Origin of the sequence: Rhizobium indigoferae (genome assembly GCF_034554815.1) — a bacterium.
Lineage (GTDB): Bacteria > Pseudomonadota > Alphaproteobacteria > Rhizobiales > Rhizobiaceae > Rhizobium > Rhizobium leguminosarum.
The window spans coordinates 2,511,937-2,528,537 of the sequence record NZ_CP140635.1 but is presented as its reverse complement, the minus strand read 5'-3'; the positions used below and the strand labels follow the sequence as shown (position 1 = coordinate 2,528,537).

18 protein-coding genes and 1 pseudogene are annotated in these 16,601 nt (G+C 60.5%); 9 read left to right on the top strand and 10 right to left on the bottom strand.

Going from position 1 to position 16,601, the window contains the following annotated elements; all coding sequences use genetic code 11:
• Positions 1–11 precede the first annotated feature (11 nt).
• The 6 genes from U5G49_RS12935 to U5G49_RS12910 all read left to right on the top strand — a co-directional run bounded on the left by U5G49_RS12935 (position 12) and on the right by U5G49_RS12910 (position 8,165).
• Complete coding sequence (locus U5G49_RS12935; RefSeq protein ID WP_130716973.1) at positions 12–716, top strand: ABC transporter ATP-binding protein; 705 nt, start codon at positions 12–14, stop codon at positions 714–716.
• Positions 713–1,852, top strand: coding sequence for an ABC transporter permease (locus U5G49_RS12930; RefSeq protein WP_193443654.1), 1,140 nt, complete (start codon positions 713–715; stop codon positions 1,850–1,852). The genes U5G49_RS12935 and U5G49_RS12930 overlap by 4 nt, the downstream gene beginning before the upstream one ends.
• 4 nt (positions 1,853–1,856) lie before the next feature.
• Positions 1,857–3,059 carry an ABC transporter permease gene (locus tag U5G49_RS12925; protein ID WP_193443656.1) on the top strand — a complete coding sequence of 401 codons (1,203 nt, stop codon included), beginning with the start codon at positions 1,857–1,859 and terminating at the stop codon, positions 3,057–3,059.
• A gap of 139 nt (positions 3,060–3,198) precedes the next feature.
• Positions 3,199–4,170 carry a DMT family transporter gene (locus U5G49_RS12920; protein ID WP_193443659.1) on the top strand — a complete coding sequence of 324 codons (972 nt, stop codon included), beginning with the start codon at positions 3,199–3,201 and terminating at the stop codon, positions 4,168–4,170.
• 420 nt (positions 4,171–4,590) lie between these two features.
• The gene (locus tag U5G49_RS12915; RefSeq protein ID WP_193443661.1) at positions 4,591–6,078 is read left to right on the top strand and encodes a right-handed parallel beta-helix repeat-containing protein; all 1,488 of its coding nucleotides are present in this window, start codon (positions 4,591–4,593) and stop codon (positions 6,076–6,078) included.
• Between the two features lie 593 nt (positions 6,079–6,671).
• The gene (locus U5G49_RS12910) at positions 6,672–8,165 is read left to right on the top strand and encodes a right-handed parallel beta-helix repeat-containing protein (protein WP_193443663.1); all 1,494 of its coding nucleotides are present in this window, start codon (positions 6,672–6,674) and stop codon (positions 8,163–8,165) included.
• Positions 8,166–8,262: 97 nt separating this feature from the next.
• Here the strand turns inward: U5G49_RS12910 and U5G49_RS12905 are convergent, their stop codons facing one another.
• The 3 genes from U5G49_RS12905 to U5G49_RS12895 form a co-directional block, all read right to left on the bottom strand.
• Positions 8,263–8,544, bottom strand: coding sequence for a nodulation protein (locus U5G49_RS12905; protein WP_193443666.1), 282 nt, complete (start codon positions 8,542–8,544; stop codon positions 8,263–8,265).
• Between the two features lie 182 nt (positions 8,545–8,726).
• Entirely contained in the window at positions 8,727–9,371 is a 645-nt protein-coding gene (locus tag U5G49_RS12900) for an NrsF family protein (RefSeq protein ID WP_018242603.1), read from the bottom strand.
• On the bottom strand, positions 9,368–9,916 hold the full coding sequence (locus U5G49_RS12895) for a sigma-70 family RNA polymerase sigma factor (RefSeq protein WP_193443668.1): 549 nt from the start codon (positions 9,914–9,916) through the stop codon (positions 9,368–9,370). Before U5G49_RS12895 ends, U5G49_RS12900 begins: the two co-directional genes overlap by 4 nt.
• 235 nt (positions 9,917–10,151) lie before the next feature.
• On the opposite strand from U5G49_RS12895, the gene U5G49_RS12890 reads away from it, so the two are divergent.
• The 3 genes from U5G49_RS12890 to U5G49_RS12880 all read left to right on the top strand — a co-directional run bounded on the left by U5G49_RS12890 (position 10,152) and on the right by U5G49_RS12880 (position 12,122).
• Positions 10,152–10,421: a pentapeptide MXKDX repeat protein gene (locus U5G49_RS12890; protein WP_193443670.1), complete on the top strand. Its 270-nt coding sequence runs from the start codon at positions 10,152–10,154 to the stop codon at positions 10,419–10,421.
• Between the two features lie 85 nt (positions 10,422–10,506).
• Positions 10,507–11,349 carry a cytochrome b/b6 domain-containing protein gene (locus tag U5G49_RS12885; RefSeq protein ID WP_193443673.1) on the top strand — a complete coding sequence of 281 codons (843 nt, stop codon included), beginning with the start codon at positions 10,507–10,509 and terminating at the stop codon, positions 11,347–11,349.
• Positions 11,346–12,122, top strand: a complete 777-nt coding sequence (locus U5G49_RS12880) for a molybdopterin-binding protein (RefSeq protein WP_193443675.1) — start codon at positions 11,346–11,348, stop codon at positions 12,120–12,122. Before U5G49_RS12885 ends, U5G49_RS12880 begins: the two co-directional genes overlap by 4 nt.
• A gap of 7 nt (positions 12,123–12,129) precedes the next feature.
• On the opposite strand, the gene U5G49_RS12875 is transcribed toward U5G49_RS12880, so the two are convergent.
• The 7 genes and pseudogenes from U5G49_RS12875 to U5G49_RS12840 all read right to left on the bottom strand — a co-directional run bounded on the left by U5G49_RS12875 (position 12,130) and on the right by U5G49_RS12840 (position 16,546).
• Complete coding sequence (locus tag U5G49_RS12875; RefSeq protein ID WP_193443677.1) at positions 12,130–12,300, bottom strand: hypothetical protein; 171 nt, start codon at positions 12,298–12,300, stop codon at positions 12,130–12,132.
• Positions 12,301–12,313: 13 nt separating this feature from the next.
• Positions 12,314–12,871: a hypothetical protein gene (locus tag U5G49_RS12870; protein ID WP_193443680.1), complete on the bottom strand. Its 558-nt coding sequence runs from the start codon at positions 12,869–12,871 to the stop codon at positions 12,314–12,316.
• Between the two features lie 158 nt (positions 12,872–13,029).
• Entirely contained in the window at positions 13,030–13,806 is a 777-nt protein-coding gene (locus U5G49_RS12865; protein WP_193443682.1) for a dioxygenase family protein, read from the bottom strand.
• Between the two features lie 407 nt (positions 13,807–14,213).
• Positions 14,214–14,747 (bottom strand): hypothetical protein, encoded by a 534-nt coding sequence (locus U5G49_RS12855; RefSeq protein ID WP_193443684.1) that lies wholly within the window; start codon positions 14,745–14,747, stop codon positions 14,214–14,216.
• 181 nt (positions 14,748–14,928) lie between these two features.
• Positions 14,929–15,117 (bottom strand): annotated as a pseudogene (locus tag U5G49_RS12850) (LysR family transcriptional regulator); the annotation flags it as partial.
• Positions 15,118–15,337: 220 nt separating this feature from the next.
• Positions 15,338–15,742, bottom strand: coding sequence for a cupin domain-containing protein (locus tag U5G49_RS12845; RefSeq protein WP_157213656.1), 405 nt, complete (start codon positions 15,740–15,742; stop codon positions 15,338–15,340).
• A 48-nt stretch (positions 15,743–15,790) separates the two neighbouring features.
• Positions 15,791–16,546 carry an SDR family oxidoreductase gene (locus tag U5G49_RS12840; protein ID WP_018242596.1) on the bottom strand — a complete coding sequence of 252 codons (756 nt, stop codon included), beginning with the start codon at positions 16,544–16,546 and terminating at the stop codon, positions 15,791–15,793.
• Positions 16,547–16,601: the final 55 nt, after the last annotated feature.

Sequence of the window (16,601 nt, the reverse complement as noted above, 5' to 3'; positions counted from 1 at the left end):
GGAGCAGAGCGATGATCGACTCTCAAGAACCCTATATCGCGCTTCGCGGCGTCCGGAAGGCATTCAGGATCGGCGCGGAGACGATCCCGATCTTTTCCGGGCTCGACCTTTCCATCGCGCGCGGCGATTTCATCGCCGTCATGGGGCCGTCGGGTTCGGGGAAATCGACGCTTCTCAACATGCTCGGCGGCATCGACAGCCCTGATGCCGGAGAAATCAGGATCGGCCGCAGCCATCTCGAGCAGATGGGCGAGGGCGCCAGAGCCGCATGGCGGGCGCATGGCATGGGCATCGTCTTTCAGTTCTACAATCTGCTGCCGATGCTGAATGCCGGCGAGAATATCGAGCTGCCGCTGCTCTTGAAGCCGCTCGGGCGAAAGGAGCGGCACGCCCGCGTCGAGACCGTGATGGAGCTCGTCGGTCTTGCGGGCCGGCAGCGGCAGTTTCCATCGAGCATGTCCGGCGGGCAGCAGCAGCGCGTCGGTATCGCGCGCGCCATCGTCGGCGATCCCGACCTTTTGCTCTGCGACGAGCCGACCGGCGATCTCGACCGGAAGTCGGCCAACGATATCCTGGAGATGCTGGGCTTTCTCAATCGCGAGCTTCATAAGACCATCATCATGGTCACGCATGATCCCGAGGCCGCCGCCTTCGCCCGGCGCACGCTGCAACTCAACAAGGGCGAATTCGTCGAGCAGCAAGGGAGGGGACGATGACCTTCTTCCAGCTCATGCGGCGCAATGCCTGCCGCAAGCGGTTCAGGGCAACACTACTGATGTTCTCGGTCGGCATCGCCTTCCTGATCTATGCCCTGACGGCGAGTTTCCTCGGCGGCAGCCAAGGGGCGGCCGGCGCCGGCGACAATCTGCTCGGCGTCTTCAACAAATCGGGCCGGGGGCTGCCGCTGCCGTTCGCCTATCTCAACCGGATCGCCGCGGATGGCGATGTCGCCGCGGTCGCCTATACCGCGCGCATGCGTGGGTTCGTCGAGGTGGAGAAGAATGTCGTCATGACGAGCGCGGTCGATCCACGCTCGATTGCCGCTGCCAATGGCGACGAGCTTGGGCTGACGTCCGCGCTCATCGCAGCGCTCGAAGAGGGCCGCGACCGGGTGCTCGTCGGCCGGGCGTTGGCGGAGGCGCAGGGCTGGTCGGTCGGCCAGCGCATCAGCGTCACCAGCCAGCTGATAAAGGCCGATGGCAGTCGTGACTGGAGCTTCGTGATCGCGGGTATCTTCGAGGGTGCGAATGCCAGCACCGACACTTATTTCATGCTCGCCCGCTACGACACGATCAATGCAGCCCGCGCGCGCGACAAGGATACGGTCGACGCCTTCGTGGTGCGCCCGCGCCAGGGCGTGTCGCCGGGCGTGCTGGCGGCGCGGATCGATGCACTGTTTGCCAACTCGGCGGCGCAGACGCGGACGCAATCGGAAAAGCAGTTCCTCGAAGCCTTCCTGCGTCAGTTCGCCGACGTTGGCCTGATCGTCAGCCTCGTCGTCAGCGCGGCCTTCGTGACCATCCTGATGATTACGTTGAACACCATGCTCTTTGCCGTGAGGGAACGCAGCTTCGAGATCGGCGTCATGAAGGTGCTGGGCTTTTCCCAAGGCCGGATCATGACGCTGGTGCTCGGCGAGACGCTGTTCATCTTCGCCGCCGGTGGGGCGGGCGGGCTCCTTCTCGCCAGGCTTGCGACGCTGTTGATCGGCCCCGAGTTCGGCCTCGCCTTCAGTCTGTCGGTGCTGTTGAAGTCCGTCGCCATCCTCGCTGGTCTCGGGCTCCTGACCGGGCTGTTGCCCGCCCTCAACGCCATGCGCCTGCCCATCGTCAACGCCTTCAGATCGAGATAGTCCAATGTCATCAGCGCTCAAGCAGATATTTCTCATGATCAGAGTCAATCTCGGCAGCCTGCCGCGGCGGCTCTGGATCTCGCTGTCGATGGTGCTGTCGGTCGCCCTCGTCGTGGCGGTGCTGTCGGGGTTTCTCGCCATGGCGCGCGGTTTCGAGAGTGCGCTGGAAGGCGCCGGCTCACCCGGCATCGCGGTCGTCCTTGGCGGCGGCACCAACCAGGAGACCGGCTCGGACGTGCCGGCCGAGGCGATCCGCAGCCTAAGTGCCATGACCGGCGATATCGGTGTGGCGCGCGACGCGGTGGGTGGATTGGCGCTGTCGCGCGAGGTCATTGTTCCCGTCGATGTCATCAGGGCAAGCGATGGCGCCGAGCAGACATTGTCGCTACGCGGCATGGATCCGGCCGGCTCTGGCTTGCGCGATCGAGCGATGCTTTCGCAGGGGCGGCTGTTTTCCCAAGGCGCCCGTGAAATCGTCGTCGGTGCCCAGATTGCCGATGAGTTCTCCGGCTTCGCTGTCGGCGACAGGGTGCAGCTCGGCGCGGTCGATTGGATTGTCGTCGGGCATTTCACATCAGGCGGCAGCGCCTTCGAATCCGAGATCTGGGCGGATCTGGAGGCGGTGCAATCGGCCTTTGATCGGCAGGGGCAGGTGCAGAGCCTGCGTATGCGCCTTGATCGGGCGGGTGGTCTGGGCGCGCTGAGACAGCATCTTTCCGCAATTCCCGGCGCCCCACTCACCGCGGTCTCCGAGGCCGATCTCTATGCCGCGCAATCCGAGCGCACCAGCCGCCTCATTCGCCTGTTCGGCTGGCCCCTCGCGCTGCTGATGGCGGTGGGCGCAACGGCCGGCGCTTTGAATACGATGATGAGTTCGGTCTCCGACCGCACCGTCGAAATCGCCACACTGCGCCTGCTCGGCTTCGGGCGCCTGCCGGCCTTCACGGCCACCTGGGTCGAGGCCATGCTTCTCTCGGTCGCCGGGGCAGCGCTCGGCATCCTCGCCTCATGGCTCGCCTTCAATGGCTGGCAGGCAAGCACGATGGGCGCCAACAATACCAAGATAGCCTTCCAGCTCGACGTCACCACCGACGTGGCGCTGACCGCCGGCCTACTGGGCCTCGCCATCGGCGTGATCGGCGGCGCGTTGCCGGCGCTTGCGGCGACACGATTGCCGCTGACCTCGGCTTTGAGGGCGAGGGGGTAGAGGCTGGCTGTCTGAACCTTCCGGGCGGCTCACATCATCACGGCGACCCGTCCTGATCGGCCCGATGGAGACATCCGCAACAGGCGGAGCGCCGCAGCCTCATCTGTGCAGCCCACGGAAACTATGGCATAACTAAGCCATGGCAATGAATGTCTTGGCGGTCCATCGCGACACGGTCGGGACGGAACAGGGGGCAGGCAATTCGCTTGCCGCCGCCTATTCCGTGGGCGTTCTCTGCTGGCTGCTGTCGGCCGGCGTCTATATCGCGGCTAAATGGGTTTCTGCCGAGATGCCGCCCTGGGCGCTCTGCTTCTGGCGCGTGCTGATCGCCTTCGCGATCCTGATGCCGATCGTGCGCCGGCATTTCGCCGACATGGTCGCACTGGTGCGGGCTCGCGCTCTCGAACTGCTTGCGATTGGCGGCATAGGACTCGCGATCTGCCAGGGCATGATTTTTGTCGGCCTCGAACATGCCGATGCCACCACCGCCGGCATCATCATCGCGCTGATCCCGATCATCACCATGATCCTTGCCCGTTTGATGCTGGCCGAGCCGATGGGACGCTGGCAGGTGATTGGATCGATCCTGGCCTTTCTCGGGATCGTGGTCATTATCATCAAGGGCAGTCCGGCCGCGCTGATGCGGCTCGATTTCAACCCGGGTGAACTGTGGATCGTCGCCGGCGCGTTCTGTTTCAGTCTCTACACCGTCCTGCTCCGCCGCGCGAAATTCGACATGAATCGCCTTGCGCTCCTGGTGCTGCTGCTCGGTGCGGCGGTGCTGACGGCGCTGCCCTTCTACTTGTTCGAGCTATTCTCAGACGAACGCTCGACGCTCAATGGCAGCGGGCTCATCGCGCTCGCCTATGTCGCGATCCCTGGCGGGGCGGTCATGTACTATCTCTTCAATCGCAGCATCGAGGCACTTGGGGCGGCTCGGGCCGGCGTCCTCCTCTACATTCAGACCATCTTCATCGCCGTGCTCGCCTATCTGATCCTCGGCGAGCAGTTGCAACGCTATCACCTCGAAGGCGCGGCACTCATCATCGCCGGCTTGCTTCTCATCATCCTGCTGAAGCCGAAGATCAAGGCCGAAGCGGCTAGGGCCTGAGGTCCCACCATCGCTGCGACATGGTTGCCGCTGACCTCGGCTTTGAGGGCGACGGGGTAGGGTTTCACCTTGGAGTGCGCCTTTCGCTTACGCTCAAGGCGTTCGTCGCTGGCGCTCCTCCCCCTGAGCGCAAGCGAAGGCACGAATCACATGGCGCACAGACCGAAGGCGACGTACGCCTCGCGCAAACACGCCGCGATTTATTCACCTCGAAGTCGCCGATTTCTTGGCCCAAGTTGTAACTTTCGTCACACCAGGCCATTGCCTGTGGAATAAGGCCTGCGAGGCGCTCATTGCCCCATTGACAACATCTTGTCGCCTTTTTGCCGTGGCCGGTTGCCCCCGCCGCATCCGATCGGCCGATCCTGGACGATCCCGGCGGCGACATTAGCGATCCGACGAACAGGGCAACATGGCGATATGACAGTCTACTATGTGAACTCAGCGACTGGCTCCGACCGCAACGGTGGAACGGGCCAGAACTCGGCTTTTGCGACTTTGTCCAAAGTGGAATCCTTGAAACTGAAACCCGGCGACAGCGTGCTTCTTGCCAAGGGGAGCGTGTTCAACGAGCAGTTCGATATCAAATATTCCGGCAGCGACAGTGCGCCGATCAAGATCGGCAGTTACGGGACGGGTGCTGCACCCGTCATCCACAGCAGCGGCGACGGCATCCACAGTCTCTATGCCTCGAACATCGTCATCGAGAACCTGAAGATATCGAACACCGGGACCGCCGGTATTTATGGCGGCAGCGTCACGAACTGGACGGTCCGTAATGTCGAGATCGCCAAGACGGGAATGTCGGAAAATGCCGGCGCCGTCACCTTCCGCAACAGCACGAACGTCACGGTCGAAGACAGCAAGATAACGGGCGTCAAGGGCGACGGCTTCTGGATTGAAAAGGTCGCCGGCGTCAAGCTTCTCGACAACACCGTGACCAGCGCGAACGGCTCGACCGCCGATGCCGTGCAGGTGAACGACAGCAGCAATATTCTGATCAAGGGCAACCATCTCGACCAGACGAACGCCGATAGCCCCAAGGGCGTGATCGCGCTGGTGCGGGCCACCGATGCCGTGATCGAGGACAATGTTCTCAACGGCGGCGGCTTCGGTATCAGCGCGCCGGCCGGCAAGAATGTCGCCATCCGCGACAACGACATATCCGGATTTCACGGCTACGACTGGTCCTTCGGCGTCGGCCTTGGCGATCAAGGCAATGCGCGGGACTATGATATTTCAGGCAACCACATTCATGACGGCGCATGGGGCGTTGCCGTCAGCGGCGCGAGCGGCACCAGCTATACCCGCACGAATATCAAGGTGCACGACAATGTCTTCGACGACCTCTCGCAGGCGGCGCTGAAGGTCGATAGGCCGGCCTCCGGCTCCTTCACCCACAATACGATCGAGACCGGCACCACGGCCACCGCCATATCGCCGTCCATCGTCGACGCACACACCTTCACCGTTAGTAACAACCATACGGTCGCCAATGTCGAAACGGTGCTGGCGAGCCCGGTTGCCAAGACTGCCGCAGTCACGGAGGCGTCCGCGGATCCGGCTGTTGTCGCCGTCCATGACAATTTGAAGATCTTTACCGATACGGGCGAGGCCCATCGCGGCAATCTTCTCGAAAACGACAGCTCTGACAACGACACCCTGGTTCTGCGCCGATTCGGCGACGAAAACGTCGGCAAGCACGGCCTGACGCTGACCGGCGACTACGGCGTCATCCACGTGGACCGGGAAGGCAACTATGCCTACACGCTCGATGAAACGAAGCTTCCCGACCATGACGGCCATGTGAGCGAGTCCTTCAGCTACGGGATCAACGACGGAAACTCGCACCACACCGACGGCGATACGCTGACCGTCTACATCCATATGGATAACTTGCTGGGCTGAGGGTGCGAGGCTGCAATGACACAAGGAGAAATCCCGGAAAGTTTCCGGGATTTCATGAGCAGCCGTCAGCCCCGTGCGGAGCGCGGACGCGTTTTTTCATGCTCAACCGCAAGTTTTCGCCGGCCGCTTCGTTGCCGCGGGATCGGATTCAGGCAACGACGGAACGAGCACAACCTTCGCCGCAGCTGCAACCCGGTCGTGCATTGGCGGAGCAACGCCTTCCTGGATGCGCACCTCGTCCTTGCCCGCGGAACGTTGCGGTGTCTCATAATGAACCGCAGCTGCATTCAAATGCACCGGAAAGCCTGCAAAAGCGTGTTCACCGTCAGCTCCGGTGACCATTGGTCGCGGGCTGCGATACGGCTCATTCACCTTTCGGTCGTTGTTCTGTAGATTATTTTCTTATAAGTTGTAGCCTCTAATATACCGCCACCGCCAGGCGTTTCTCGGGACCAAGGCAGGCCCACAGGGTCTGCCAACCGCCGTGAAGGCAATACCGAAGGCCCTCTTGATGGCCTTTAACCCCGACCGCATCCGATCCACGCGTTGCAGCCGATGCAGACGGCTGCGCGGCAATTCGAGAACAAGGCGATATGACAATCTATTATGTGAATCCGGCGATAGGCTCCAACGGCAACAGCGGAACGAGCGAGGACACGCCGTTTTCGTCGTTCTGGGCGGTGGAAAACTTGAAGCTGCAGCCGGGCGACAGCGTGCTGCTCGCCGCCGGAAGCGTGTTCAACGACCAACTCGATCTGAAATATTCCGGCACAGTGAGTGCCCCGATCACCATCGGCAGCTACGGGGTCGGCGATGCGCCAGTCATCCATAGCCCTGGCGATGGTATTCACAGCCTTTATGCATCGAACATCGTCATCGAGAATATCAAGATCTCGGACACCGGCGGGGCAGCCATCTATGGCGGATATGTTTCGAACTGGACCGTGCGCAATGTTGAGGTCGATCATACCGGCTTGGCAGGCAAGGCCGGTTCGATCACCTTCCGGACCGGCTCGAACATCACCATCGAAAACAGCACGATCAACGACGTGAACGGCGACGGCGTCTGGATCGAGAAGATCAACGGCGTCAATTTTCTCAACAACACCGTCACGAACAGCCATGGCACCACGGCAGATGCCGTCCAGATGAACGACAGCAGCAATATCCTGATCAGCGGGAATTATATCGACCAGACGGGTGCTGCCAGTCCAAAAGGCGACATCACGCTCATCCGGGCGGTGAATGCCGTGGTCGAGGATAATATGCTGGTCGGCGGCGGCTTCGGGGTCAGCGCGCAGGCGGGCACGAACATCGCCATCCACGACAACGATATCTCCGGATATGGCGGTTACAGCTGGTCCTACGCAATCGGCCTTGGCGACACGGGCGACACGCGGGACTACGATATATCAGGCAACTATATCCATGATGGCGTATGGGGCGTGGCGATCAGCGCTGTCGGCACCCCCACTTACGTTCGCGAAGATATCGATATTCACAACAACGTCTTCGACGACCTGTCACAGGCGGCGCTGAAGGTCGACAGGCCGGCATCCGGCTCGTTCCACGACAATGTCATCGCCAGCGATGTCACGCCCTACAGCATCTCCCCCACCATCATCGCCGCGAACACCTTTCCCGTCAGCAACAACACGACGCTCGACGAGGCCCAGGCGACGATGCTTGCGAGCAGCGATAGTCTCGCGGTCGGCGATGTGACGCACACGGACACGGCGCCTGCGCTTGTCGCAACCCATGACAGCCTGAAAATCTCGTCCGATCTGGACGCCGCCCATTACGGCAATCTCCTCGAAAACGACAGCTCGGCCAACGGAACCCTGCTGCTTCGCCGCTTCGAGGGCGAATACGTCGACAAGGACGGCGTGACGCTCACCGGCCATTACGGCACCATCCATGTCGATAGTGATGGCGATTACACCTATACGGCCGACGCGGCGAAACTCGCCGGGCTCAGCGGAGAGGTGAGCGACACCTTCCACTACAAGATCTCGGATGGGACTTCGCTGCATTTCGACACGGATACGCTGAGCATCTCCATCCATGTGGATGACCTGCTGACCTGATGGGGCGTATCGCCCCGTTCGATGCCGCGGTGGGCGGCCATAACCTTATCGGCGGCGCTGAATCATCACGGCGATCCGCGCCGGCGCTTGCGAAGTCTCATTGATCGCCGAGCAGGATCCTGATGACGTCGACTTCGATTTCCGCGCAGATGATCTCGTATTCGGTGATGATTGCAGGATCGGCCGATCTATCCCGGCGCATGCGATCGAGGACCGCGCAGGCTTCGCCATAGGCGCCGCATAATTCGTAAAAATGGGGCTGGCTCGCCGCGGCCGATCTGATGGTTCCCCGCGTCGCAGGCAGCCTCATCATCAGCCTGGCCAGCCCCTGTTCCGCGGCTTGCCGGGTGATATGGGCTACGCCTTCTTTCCTGACCATGCCGTCATTCCTCGCTGCCTGTGTTTTCCCATTCAGGGGTACGCAAGACCCATCCCCTGAGTAGTACGCAGGAATGCTGCATCTGGTTTCATGCCGGATGAAGGATTAGCGTCGCAGTGCTGCGCATCTTCGACCGAGCTCGGCATTGCGGGACAATCGGCACGGCAATCCGACAGCCGGTGCTACCAGCGCAGGAGGCGGGGGCCGAGCAGCGCGCCGATCGCACCGGTCAGGAGGATGCCGAGCGAATACCAGAGGGTGACGAAGGGCAGGCCGTTTTCCGTGCAGAACCAGGAATAGACCCAGGCGCCGGATGCGCCGGCGGCAATGCCGGCGATGAAGCCTGTCACCCCGAGGTTGCTCGGCGCGCCGCCACGCAGCACCCAGGTATTTGCGATCAGGATCGGCATGGCAAAGGCAAAGATCAGCAGCGGGCAATGCAGGGCGGAGGAGCCGAGCACCAGCACGGGGTAGCTTGCGGCCGGCGACAAAGCGAGCTGGATGACCGCCATGACGGCGAGGGCGAGTACGATAGCCGCGGCAACCCCGAAAAAGCGGCCTTCCGAGCCATCCGGCCGGTATAGCCGGTAAACGGCTGCGAAGGCGGCGATTGCTAGTAGGGCGTTGTAGGCGGACTTGATCCAGAAGACCGGCAGCATCAGCGCCTGCGCCATGTCGGTGCGAAGGCCGACGACGACCAGCATAAGCAGCAGCGAGATTGCCAGAGCAGGCAGGATGGCGAGCGCGAAGCGGCGTTCGAGTGCATGCCTCGGCACCGGCTTCAGATCCCGGACAAGGCTGTCGATCACGTCCTCAGTCTCTCTCACATTCCACCTCGCAATCTTGCCGCCAGCGCCTTGATGCCTCTGTGAACACTGACCTTGACCGCCGATTCCGACTGTCCGGTGCGGCTTGCCGTATCGGCCACCGACTGCCCCTCGAGCTTGACCTGACGGATCAGATCCTGCTGGTGCTGCGGCAGGCCGCTCAACAGCCGTTCGACATCCATGCGCGCTGCAATCGCATCCTCCCTGAAATCGTCTTCGATCTCCTCGTCCAACTCCATTTCCGCCTTGTACCGGCCGCCATGCTTTCGGTGGTGGTCGATCAGCTTGTAGCGGGCAATCGAGAAGAACCACGCGGTGAACGGCCGCTCCCTGTCATAGGTCGCCCGGCGCGAATGCAGCGCCAGCAACGTCTCCTGCACGAGATCTTCCGTGTCGGATTTCGCGGTAGTGCCGATGCGTCCGCCGTAATAACCGACGAGCAGGGCCCGCAACGTCACGAGCAGACGTCGATAGGCCGCCTCGTCCCCGTCAAGGGAAAGAAGCATCAGCATCTTCAGTGCTTGTTCCGAATGGGCGCTCGTCATGTCGTCTGCAATGTCATTCGCGTGGATGACGCTTTGGTTACAGGTCGATTCAAAAATCTTCCGGCGGCAATTCAAAGTGTACAGCGTCCTTTGCGCGTCTCTAAAAGACGCGCGGCCCTGTAGCGCTATCACATAAGCGTGAGGGCTGTAACCGCCTTCGCAAGGGGATCGAATTCAGGACTGTGAGCCGTCGGCGGGTGCTGGCGGATATGTCAATCGATCGGAGGAGACCCTCATGACCAAGATCCTTTCCAGCCTTGCCGCCTGCACCTTCGTCATCGGCCTGTCGCTTGTCGGCGTCGCCAGCGCCCAAAGCAGCGATGCCATGAAGAAAGACAGCATGAAGACCGACACGATGTCGAAGGATGCGATGTCGAAGGATGCGATGAAGAAGGACAACATGGCGACCGGCAGCACTAAGGCCGACTGCATGCACAATGCGGGCATGGAGAAGGACACGATGAAGAAGGACACGATGATGAAGGCCTGCGATGCGATGAAGTAAGTTTAGCCGCGGCCGCTGAAACTTTATCGCCGGCGGCCGCGTCTTTTCTCGCGAAGACCTTTCACGCCGATCCGGAGGAATTACGATGGCCACGACCGATGCCGGCATGGCGAGCGGACGCACGCTCTTCTACCGCCATAGCCTGCTGGTGCGTCTGTCGCACTGGGTGAATGTGCTGTGCATGACGGTGCTGCTTTACAGCGGCCTGCAGATCTTCAACGCGCATCCGGCGCTCTATTGGGGCCAGTACGGCGCCGACGACGATCCGTCCTTCATTTCCATGGAGGCGGAGCAGGAAGGCGATGTGCTGAAGGGTGTGACGCACTTGGGCGGATTGAGCTTCGATACGACGGGTATTCTCGGGGTTTCGAATGTCGACGGCGAGGCTGCGGTACGCGGTTTTCCGAACTGGCTGACCTTGCCGAGTTACCAGGATCTGGCTTCTGGCCGGCGCTGGCATTTCTTCTTTGCCTGGCTGTTCGTCATCAATGGCTTCATCTATCTCGCCTATGGTTTTATCAGTCGGCATTTCCGCCGCGATCTGCTGCCGGCGGCCGAAGAGCTGAAGCCTTCGCATCTCGGCCATGAGATCGTCAGTCACGCCCGGCTGCGCTTTCCCAAGGGGCCCGAGGCACGCCACTACAATACACTGCAGAAACTCGCCTATGTCGCCGTAATCTTCGTGCTGCTGCCGCTGATGGTTGGAACCGGGCTTACCATGTCGCCGGGCTTCAATGCGGTTGCGCCCTGGCTGCTCGATCTGTTCGGCGGCCGGCAATCGGCCCGCACGCTGCATTTCCTGACCGCTTTCTCGCTCGTCGCCTTCGTCGCCGTGCATGTGGCGATGGTGCTGGTTTCGGGCGTGTTCAACAATCTGCGCTCGATGGTCACCGGAAATTACGACATCGGGCAGGGAGGAAACTCATGAGCCGCATCATTTCCAGGCGTCGTTTCCTGATCGGCGCGAGCATGACGGCATCGGCGCTGGGGCTTGCCGGCTGCGATGACCTCGTCGAAAGCGATCGGACGAAATCGGTGCTGAAGATCGCCGAAGGCTTGAGCATGAAGACGCAGCGCTTCCTGCTCGGCGACGACGCGCTTGCCCGCGAGTTCACGGAAGCCGATATCTCGCCGACCTTCCGCGCCAATGGCACGAGCATGCCTGATAATGCCCGGTATATCGACTGGATGAACCAGCGATTTTCAAGCTGGAAGCTCGATGTTGGCGGGCTGGTCGACAAGCCGATGCAGCTGTCGCTGGCGGAGCTGAGAGCGCTGCCGACGCGCACACAGATCACCAGGCATGACTGCGTGGAGGGCTGGAGCGCGATCGGCAAATGGACCGGCGTGCCGCTCGGCGCGCTGCTGCAGGCGGCCGGTCTGAAGCCCGAAGCCCGCTACATCGTCTTCCACTGCGCCGACGAATACGAAAAGACGCTGGATGGCAGTGGCTGGTACTATGAAAGCATTGATCTCGTCGATGCGTTCCACCCCCAGACGATCCTTGCCCACACCATGAACGGCCGCGATCTCGAAGTCGCCCATGGTGCGCCGCTCCGGCTCCGGGTCGAACGCCAACTCGGCTACAAGCAGGCAAAATACCTGACCGGCATCGAAGCGGTCGCCGATCTCGGCCAGCTTTACGGCGGCAATGGCGGCTTCTGGGAGGATCGCGGTTATGAATGGTATGCGGGCATATAGGTGGCGGTCACAGCGCCTGTCCCAGTTTTGTCGGGTTGAGAGCGAAAGCTTCTGTCTCGCACCGCCAGTGCTCGAAGTGGCCGCCGAGGTGCAGGCCCGGGCGGCAGCCGACGCGCACGACGGCGGCATTGAAGTTGCCGCCATCCAGGGCGATCTCGGGATCCAGCAAGGTCGTCATCCCCTCAAAAGATTCATTTGGACCCTGAGTTCAATATCTGCCGAACAATATCTGCATCAGTGCTGGTGCTTTCGAAAAAGAACGCAGCGGAACATGGCGCCCGCAGGACAGACAGGGAAGCCGGATCCGGGTCCGGAAGAATAGTGGCGGTGGCTCCTCGAAGTGGCGGCAGCGGTGAGCCTGAACTGCGCAAGGCTATAAGGTAGGAGGTAGGCGGCATAGTCTCGCTGAATGCGGTGTTATCCCAGGTCACGGTGACGGTATGAGGCGCCGTGCCACGCAGAACTTCCTCGACCGCGATCTGCAAGCGCGCATAATCAGTCATAAAACTGTTCGCCTTCCCGAGAAGTTCGCGGACTTTGCCACTACTGTGGGCGAGGAATTCCTGATGTCGTTTCCACGCCTCGGAGTCGAGAACCAACGTGTATTTCGTCACGCGACCAACGACCACGACGTCTGCATATGAAACATCGTGAAGGTCCATGGGAGCAATATCAATACAGGCACTGGTCGGCCCGGCTGCCAGCATGGCTCCGAGATTGAAGAGCGCAACAAACGCAAAGCCTCGCATGCTCATCCTCCACCGCTCAACACCTTAGTCTGAACCGGGGAAGCACCGATATCCCGCTTGACGCGAAGATTTTGTATCTTGTCTTAGTTAAATTGCAATGCGGCCTTCGCGGATGGCGATCTACAGCTCCGGCCATGCATTCCCGGCGTTATTTGCGCTCAGGCAGAGAGGCCGATCGTGATGGTGGCGGAAAGCACGCCGCCATCGAGCTTCTCGAAATCGAAGATGTGATCGGCGGCATCCTCGGGGATGATGCCGTCATCGTCATTGCGCGTATCGCGGGCAGGGCGTCCAATATAGTCCGGATGCTCGCCATAGATGATATCGCTCAGCGTATCGTCCAAATAGATCTGGCTGACGAGAAGCTCCTTGCCCTCGACAAGGATGCGGCAGTGAACATGCGGCGTGCGGCCCTGATACCATCCGGGATAGCCCGTCAGGAAGCTTGCCTGCCCGTTTTCATTCGTCAGCTGGCGGCCGCGAAAGGCAAGCCCGCTGATCGCCTCGGCATCGCCAAGTGTACACATCTGCGCAGCCTCGCGGCCGGAATAGATGCCGCGGTGATCGGTATGCCAGATTTCGATATCGGCGTTTTCGACCGGTCGGCAATCGGCCGCATGGACGATACGAACGGCCAGCCGCAGGGGCAGCCCAGCCTTTCCTTCCGAGACGTCCTGACGGGTCGGAATATTGTTGACATGGCAGGGGCCAACGGTCTGGACGACGGTCACGACGCAATTCGGACGGGTGCGAAAGAGCGGCGCTGGCAGCTTTTCCACGGCGATCGACTTTGTGCCGCCGCTTACGAAATCCGTTCCCTTCCAGTCGAATGTCCTGGCGGCAACAGTGATATGCCGCCGTGGCCAGATTGCCGCCGCAGTCACCGATGATGCGACAATGGCCGCACCTCCAAGCACAAGGGTTCGCCTTTTCATCTATCTTCCTTTGCCTCAAGACGCAGGATTTAAGGAGGGTAAACCAGAGATTCCAATTAAATCTGAGCAGAAGAGCTTTATGCCTGTCAGCTCAGCGAGCTTGTCCATGGGCCGGTCCTGGAAGGCCGGGTCCAGAACGTCGGCGGCGGGCCTGTGCCGTTCGCGGTGATACCAGTAGCCGCCGCTGGTTCTGGCGTGCGGTATCGTCGCTGACCGCGAGCCATGGGATCTTCCTTTCCTGTGGCCCTTGCTCCGGAGACTGAGGCCGGGAGGGCATGGCATCCATGTCTACGCGCTTCTACGGCCTTGGTCACTGACGCGTGCCGAGGATGATCGGCCTGCGACGGGGCGTGGCGATCTCGGACAGCGGGCATATTGATTGTTCCCGGACCGATTTTCATTGAACGTTATTGCTTCGAAATTTTTGGCACAGCCTGCTCGGCCTGACACCTGCTGTAGTTATCGAACCTGTAGGAAAGCAATATAACGGACCGATCTGGACCTGCGGCCGCAGCTCGAAGCACAATTTGGGCGATTCCGGCGCCGACCTTGCCACCCGACAAGCTTGGCCATCTCAATTCGTATTCACGTTCTCCTTGCTGAACCGCCATAAGCCAATCGTCGGGACGGGTCCAAAGAGCGTTCTTTCGCATGACGTCGTGCTTGACAAATGCCCCGTAAATATCGCGCAGACGCGAGCCCATAACGTCCATCTTTTCCCGAACGACGATGCCTTTGGGATCGTTTTCAAATTGGGGCGTTGCTGCCGAAATCATGCAGAGACCCGTTTGCTCTCCTACGGTCGCATAGTATCGAGTGAAATCTGAATCGGGCTTTGGCACCGATAGCACGGAATAATATTGAGAGCCCAGTAAATTCAACGGCAAGTTCATAGAACTTCTGGTCTGGCCTTCATGTAGGCCAAACGGTTCAGAGTTCATCCGCGCTTCTCTGAAATGGCTGCAAAGACTGAGTATGAACAAAAACAGAAGGGTCATTTGAAAAGTTAATTTGGGTTGTTAGCGTGAACTATTTTACGTTTTGCCTGCGTTTGCATTCGTGAATTCAATCATAGACCATGGTATTGGGAGACGCCACAGCTAAACTGCGCCAAGGACGGCGCGACGCGGCGTTGGTGACGTCGATGACGACGTCGGCTCCTGATATGGCCGACCTCAGGCCTTCTCCCGTCACGCTGTCGACTCCTGTGAGAGACGGGGATGCGCTGACCACTTCGATACCTGCCTGTGGAAGATCCTCGACGAGCCGCGTCCCGATGCGCCCGCTCGCTCCCATGACCGTGATTTTCATCTGCTTGCTCCATTTATTGTGCTGACCTGCGATCTGGACGCTTTGGCTGCCAAGGACGCCTCGGGGTTGCCGACAACCTCGCTCTTTACTCGACGTCATGCTCGGCCTTGTGCCTGACATTTGCTGCGCGGACAGCAGATGCTCAGGACAAGCCCGAGCATGACGAAAGAGCAGTTGGTCGCCTCAAGGACATCCGGGTTCGTCGCCACCCATCTGAATGTCACTTCACCGGCATGACAACCGGAGCGTCCTTCTTCTTCAGCAGCACGACGATGAACTTCGCCGGTTTGGACTTGCTCGCATTGCGGCTGACCAGGTGAATGTCGGAGGGACCTTCGTAAAAGGTCTCTCCCGGCGACAAAGTGACTTCCTTTTCGCCCTTGACCTGCATCACGATCGAGCCCTCCAGAACGTAGACGAATGCATTCGCCTCATGTTTGTGAATAGGCGAGGAGCCTCCCGGCCCATACTCGACCGATATCATCAGCCCTTCCTTGCCGGGATAATTCGGAAGGTCCTTTTTCATGAGCGGTGTGACGGCAGCGCCGTCTTCGGCGGCAACCGCCAAAGTGCCAAAAAGGCAAACCGTGGCCGACACGCATAGCGATAACAAAGCTGAATTCATTGTCGTAATCCCTCTGCTTGTTGAATGCCGATGTGGATTTGCCTGGACTTACGTCGGCCGTTGGGACTGTCGAAACCAATCCGCAAAGTCGATCTTGCCGAGCCTCGCGCCCTCGCCGGGCACAAGCGAGCGATCGTCCAGTTCAGACCCGAAGTAGCGCGCATGAGCGTCTGCCTGGACTCTCCTCGGATCGTTGATGGCCTTCAGATACCGGGCAACGATCTCGTGCATGTGACCGCGCTCAGGCCCGGCAATCTCGATCGTGCCGTTAAGCGGCTTTGAAAGCGCGACATCCGCCATCGCATCGGCAACATCATCCGATGCGATGGGCTGGAAAGCTGCGGGAGAAAGACGAGCGACGGTGCCGACGGTCGCTTCATCAGCGATGCCCTTCAGGAATTCCAGGAACTGCGTCGAATGGACGATCGTGTAGGGGATCGGCGATGACTTGATGAGTTTCTCCTGGGCGAGTTTGGCACGGAAGTAGCCGTTCTCAGGCAGGCGCTCCGTTCCGACGATGGAGAGCGCAATATGGTGCTTGACGCCGGCCTTGGCTTCCGCGGCGAGCAGATTGCGGCTCGAGGTTTCGAAGAATTCGAGAACCGCCTTGTCCTCCCACGATGGAGAGTTTGCAAGGTCGACGACGACATCGGCGCCGGCCAGCGCTTGCGCCAGGCCCTCGCCGGTGATGGTGTTGACGCCGGTGCTTGGCGAGACGGCCAGCACCTCGTGGCCTTTAGCGCGCAGACGCGCCGCGGTCTTGGACCCGATGAGCCCGGTGCCGCCGATAAGAACGATTTTCATGACGAACCTCCCTGTTGACGCCCCTTCGGGCCAGATGTCTCAGATCTAGATCACG

Bases quoted from the DNA above. Each gene is read 5' to 3' on its own strand.
- U5G49_RS12915 (WP_193443661.1), top strand. From the start codon at position 4,591: ATGACAGTCTACTATGTGAACTCAGCGACTGGCTCCGACCGCAACGGT.
- U5G49_RS12920 (WP_193443659.1), top strand. From the start codon at position 3,199: ATGGCAATGAATGTCTTGGCGGTCCATCGCGACACGGTCGGGACGGAA.
- U5G49_RS12905 (WP_193443666.1), bottom strand. From the start codon at position 8,544: ATGGTCAGGAAAGAAGGCGTAGCCCATATCACCCGGCAAGCCGCGGAA.
- U5G49_RS12890 (WP_193443670.1), top strand. From the start codon at position 10,152: ATGACCAAGATCCTTTCCAGCCTTGCCGCCTGCACCTTCGTCATCGGC.
- U5G49_RS12895 (WP_193443668.1), bottom strand. From the start codon at position 9,916: ATGACGAGCGCCCATTCGGAACAAGCACTGAAGATGCTGATGCTTCTT.
- U5G49_RS12930 (WP_193443654.1), top strand. From the start codon at position 713: ATGACCTTCTTCCAGCTCATGCGGCGCAATGCCTGCCGCAAGCGGTTC.
- U5G49_RS12880 (WP_193443675.1), top strand. From the start codon at position 11,346: ATGAGCCGCATCATTTCCAGGCGTCGTTTCCTGATCGGCGCGAGCATG.
- U5G49_RS12855 (WP_193443684.1), bottom strand. From the start codon at position 14,747: ATGAACTCTGAACCGTTTGGCCTACATGAAGGCCAGACCAGAAGTTCT.
- U5G49_RS12885 (WP_193443673.1), top strand. From the start codon at position 10,507: ATGGCCACGACCGATGCCGGCATGGCGAGCGGACGCACGCTCTTCTAC.
- U5G49_RS12935 (WP_130716973.1), top strand. From the start codon at position 12: ATGATCGACTCTCAAGAACCCTATATCGCGCTTCGCGGCGTCCGGAAG.
- U5G49_RS12925 (WP_193443656.1), top strand. From the start codon at position 1,857: ATGTCATCAGCGCTCAAGCAGATATTTCTCATGATCAGAGTCAATCTC.
- U5G49_RS12845 (WP_157213656.1), bottom strand. From the start codon at position 15,742: ATGAATTCAGCTTTGTTATCGCTATGCGTGTCGGCCACGGTTTGCCTT.
- U5G49_RS12910 (WP_193443663.1), top strand. From the start codon at position 6,672: ATGACAATCTATTATGTGAATCCGGCGATAGGCTCCAACGGCAACAGC.
- U5G49_RS12865 (WP_193443682.1), bottom strand. From the start codon at position 13,806: ATGAAAAGGCGAACCCTTGTGCTTGGAGGTGCGGCCATTGTCGCATCA.
- U5G49_RS12875 (WP_193443677.1), bottom strand. From the start codon at position 12,300: ATGACGACCTTGCTGGATCCCGAGATCGCCCTGGATGGCGGCAACTTC.
- U5G49_RS12840 (WP_018242596.1), bottom strand. From the start codon at position 16,546: ATGAAAATCGTTCTTATCGGCGGCACCGGGCTCATCGGGTCCAAGACC.
- U5G49_RS12870 (WP_193443680.1), bottom strand. From the start codon at position 12,871: ATGCGAGGCTTTGCGTTTGTTGCGCTCTTCAATCTCGGAGCCATGCTG.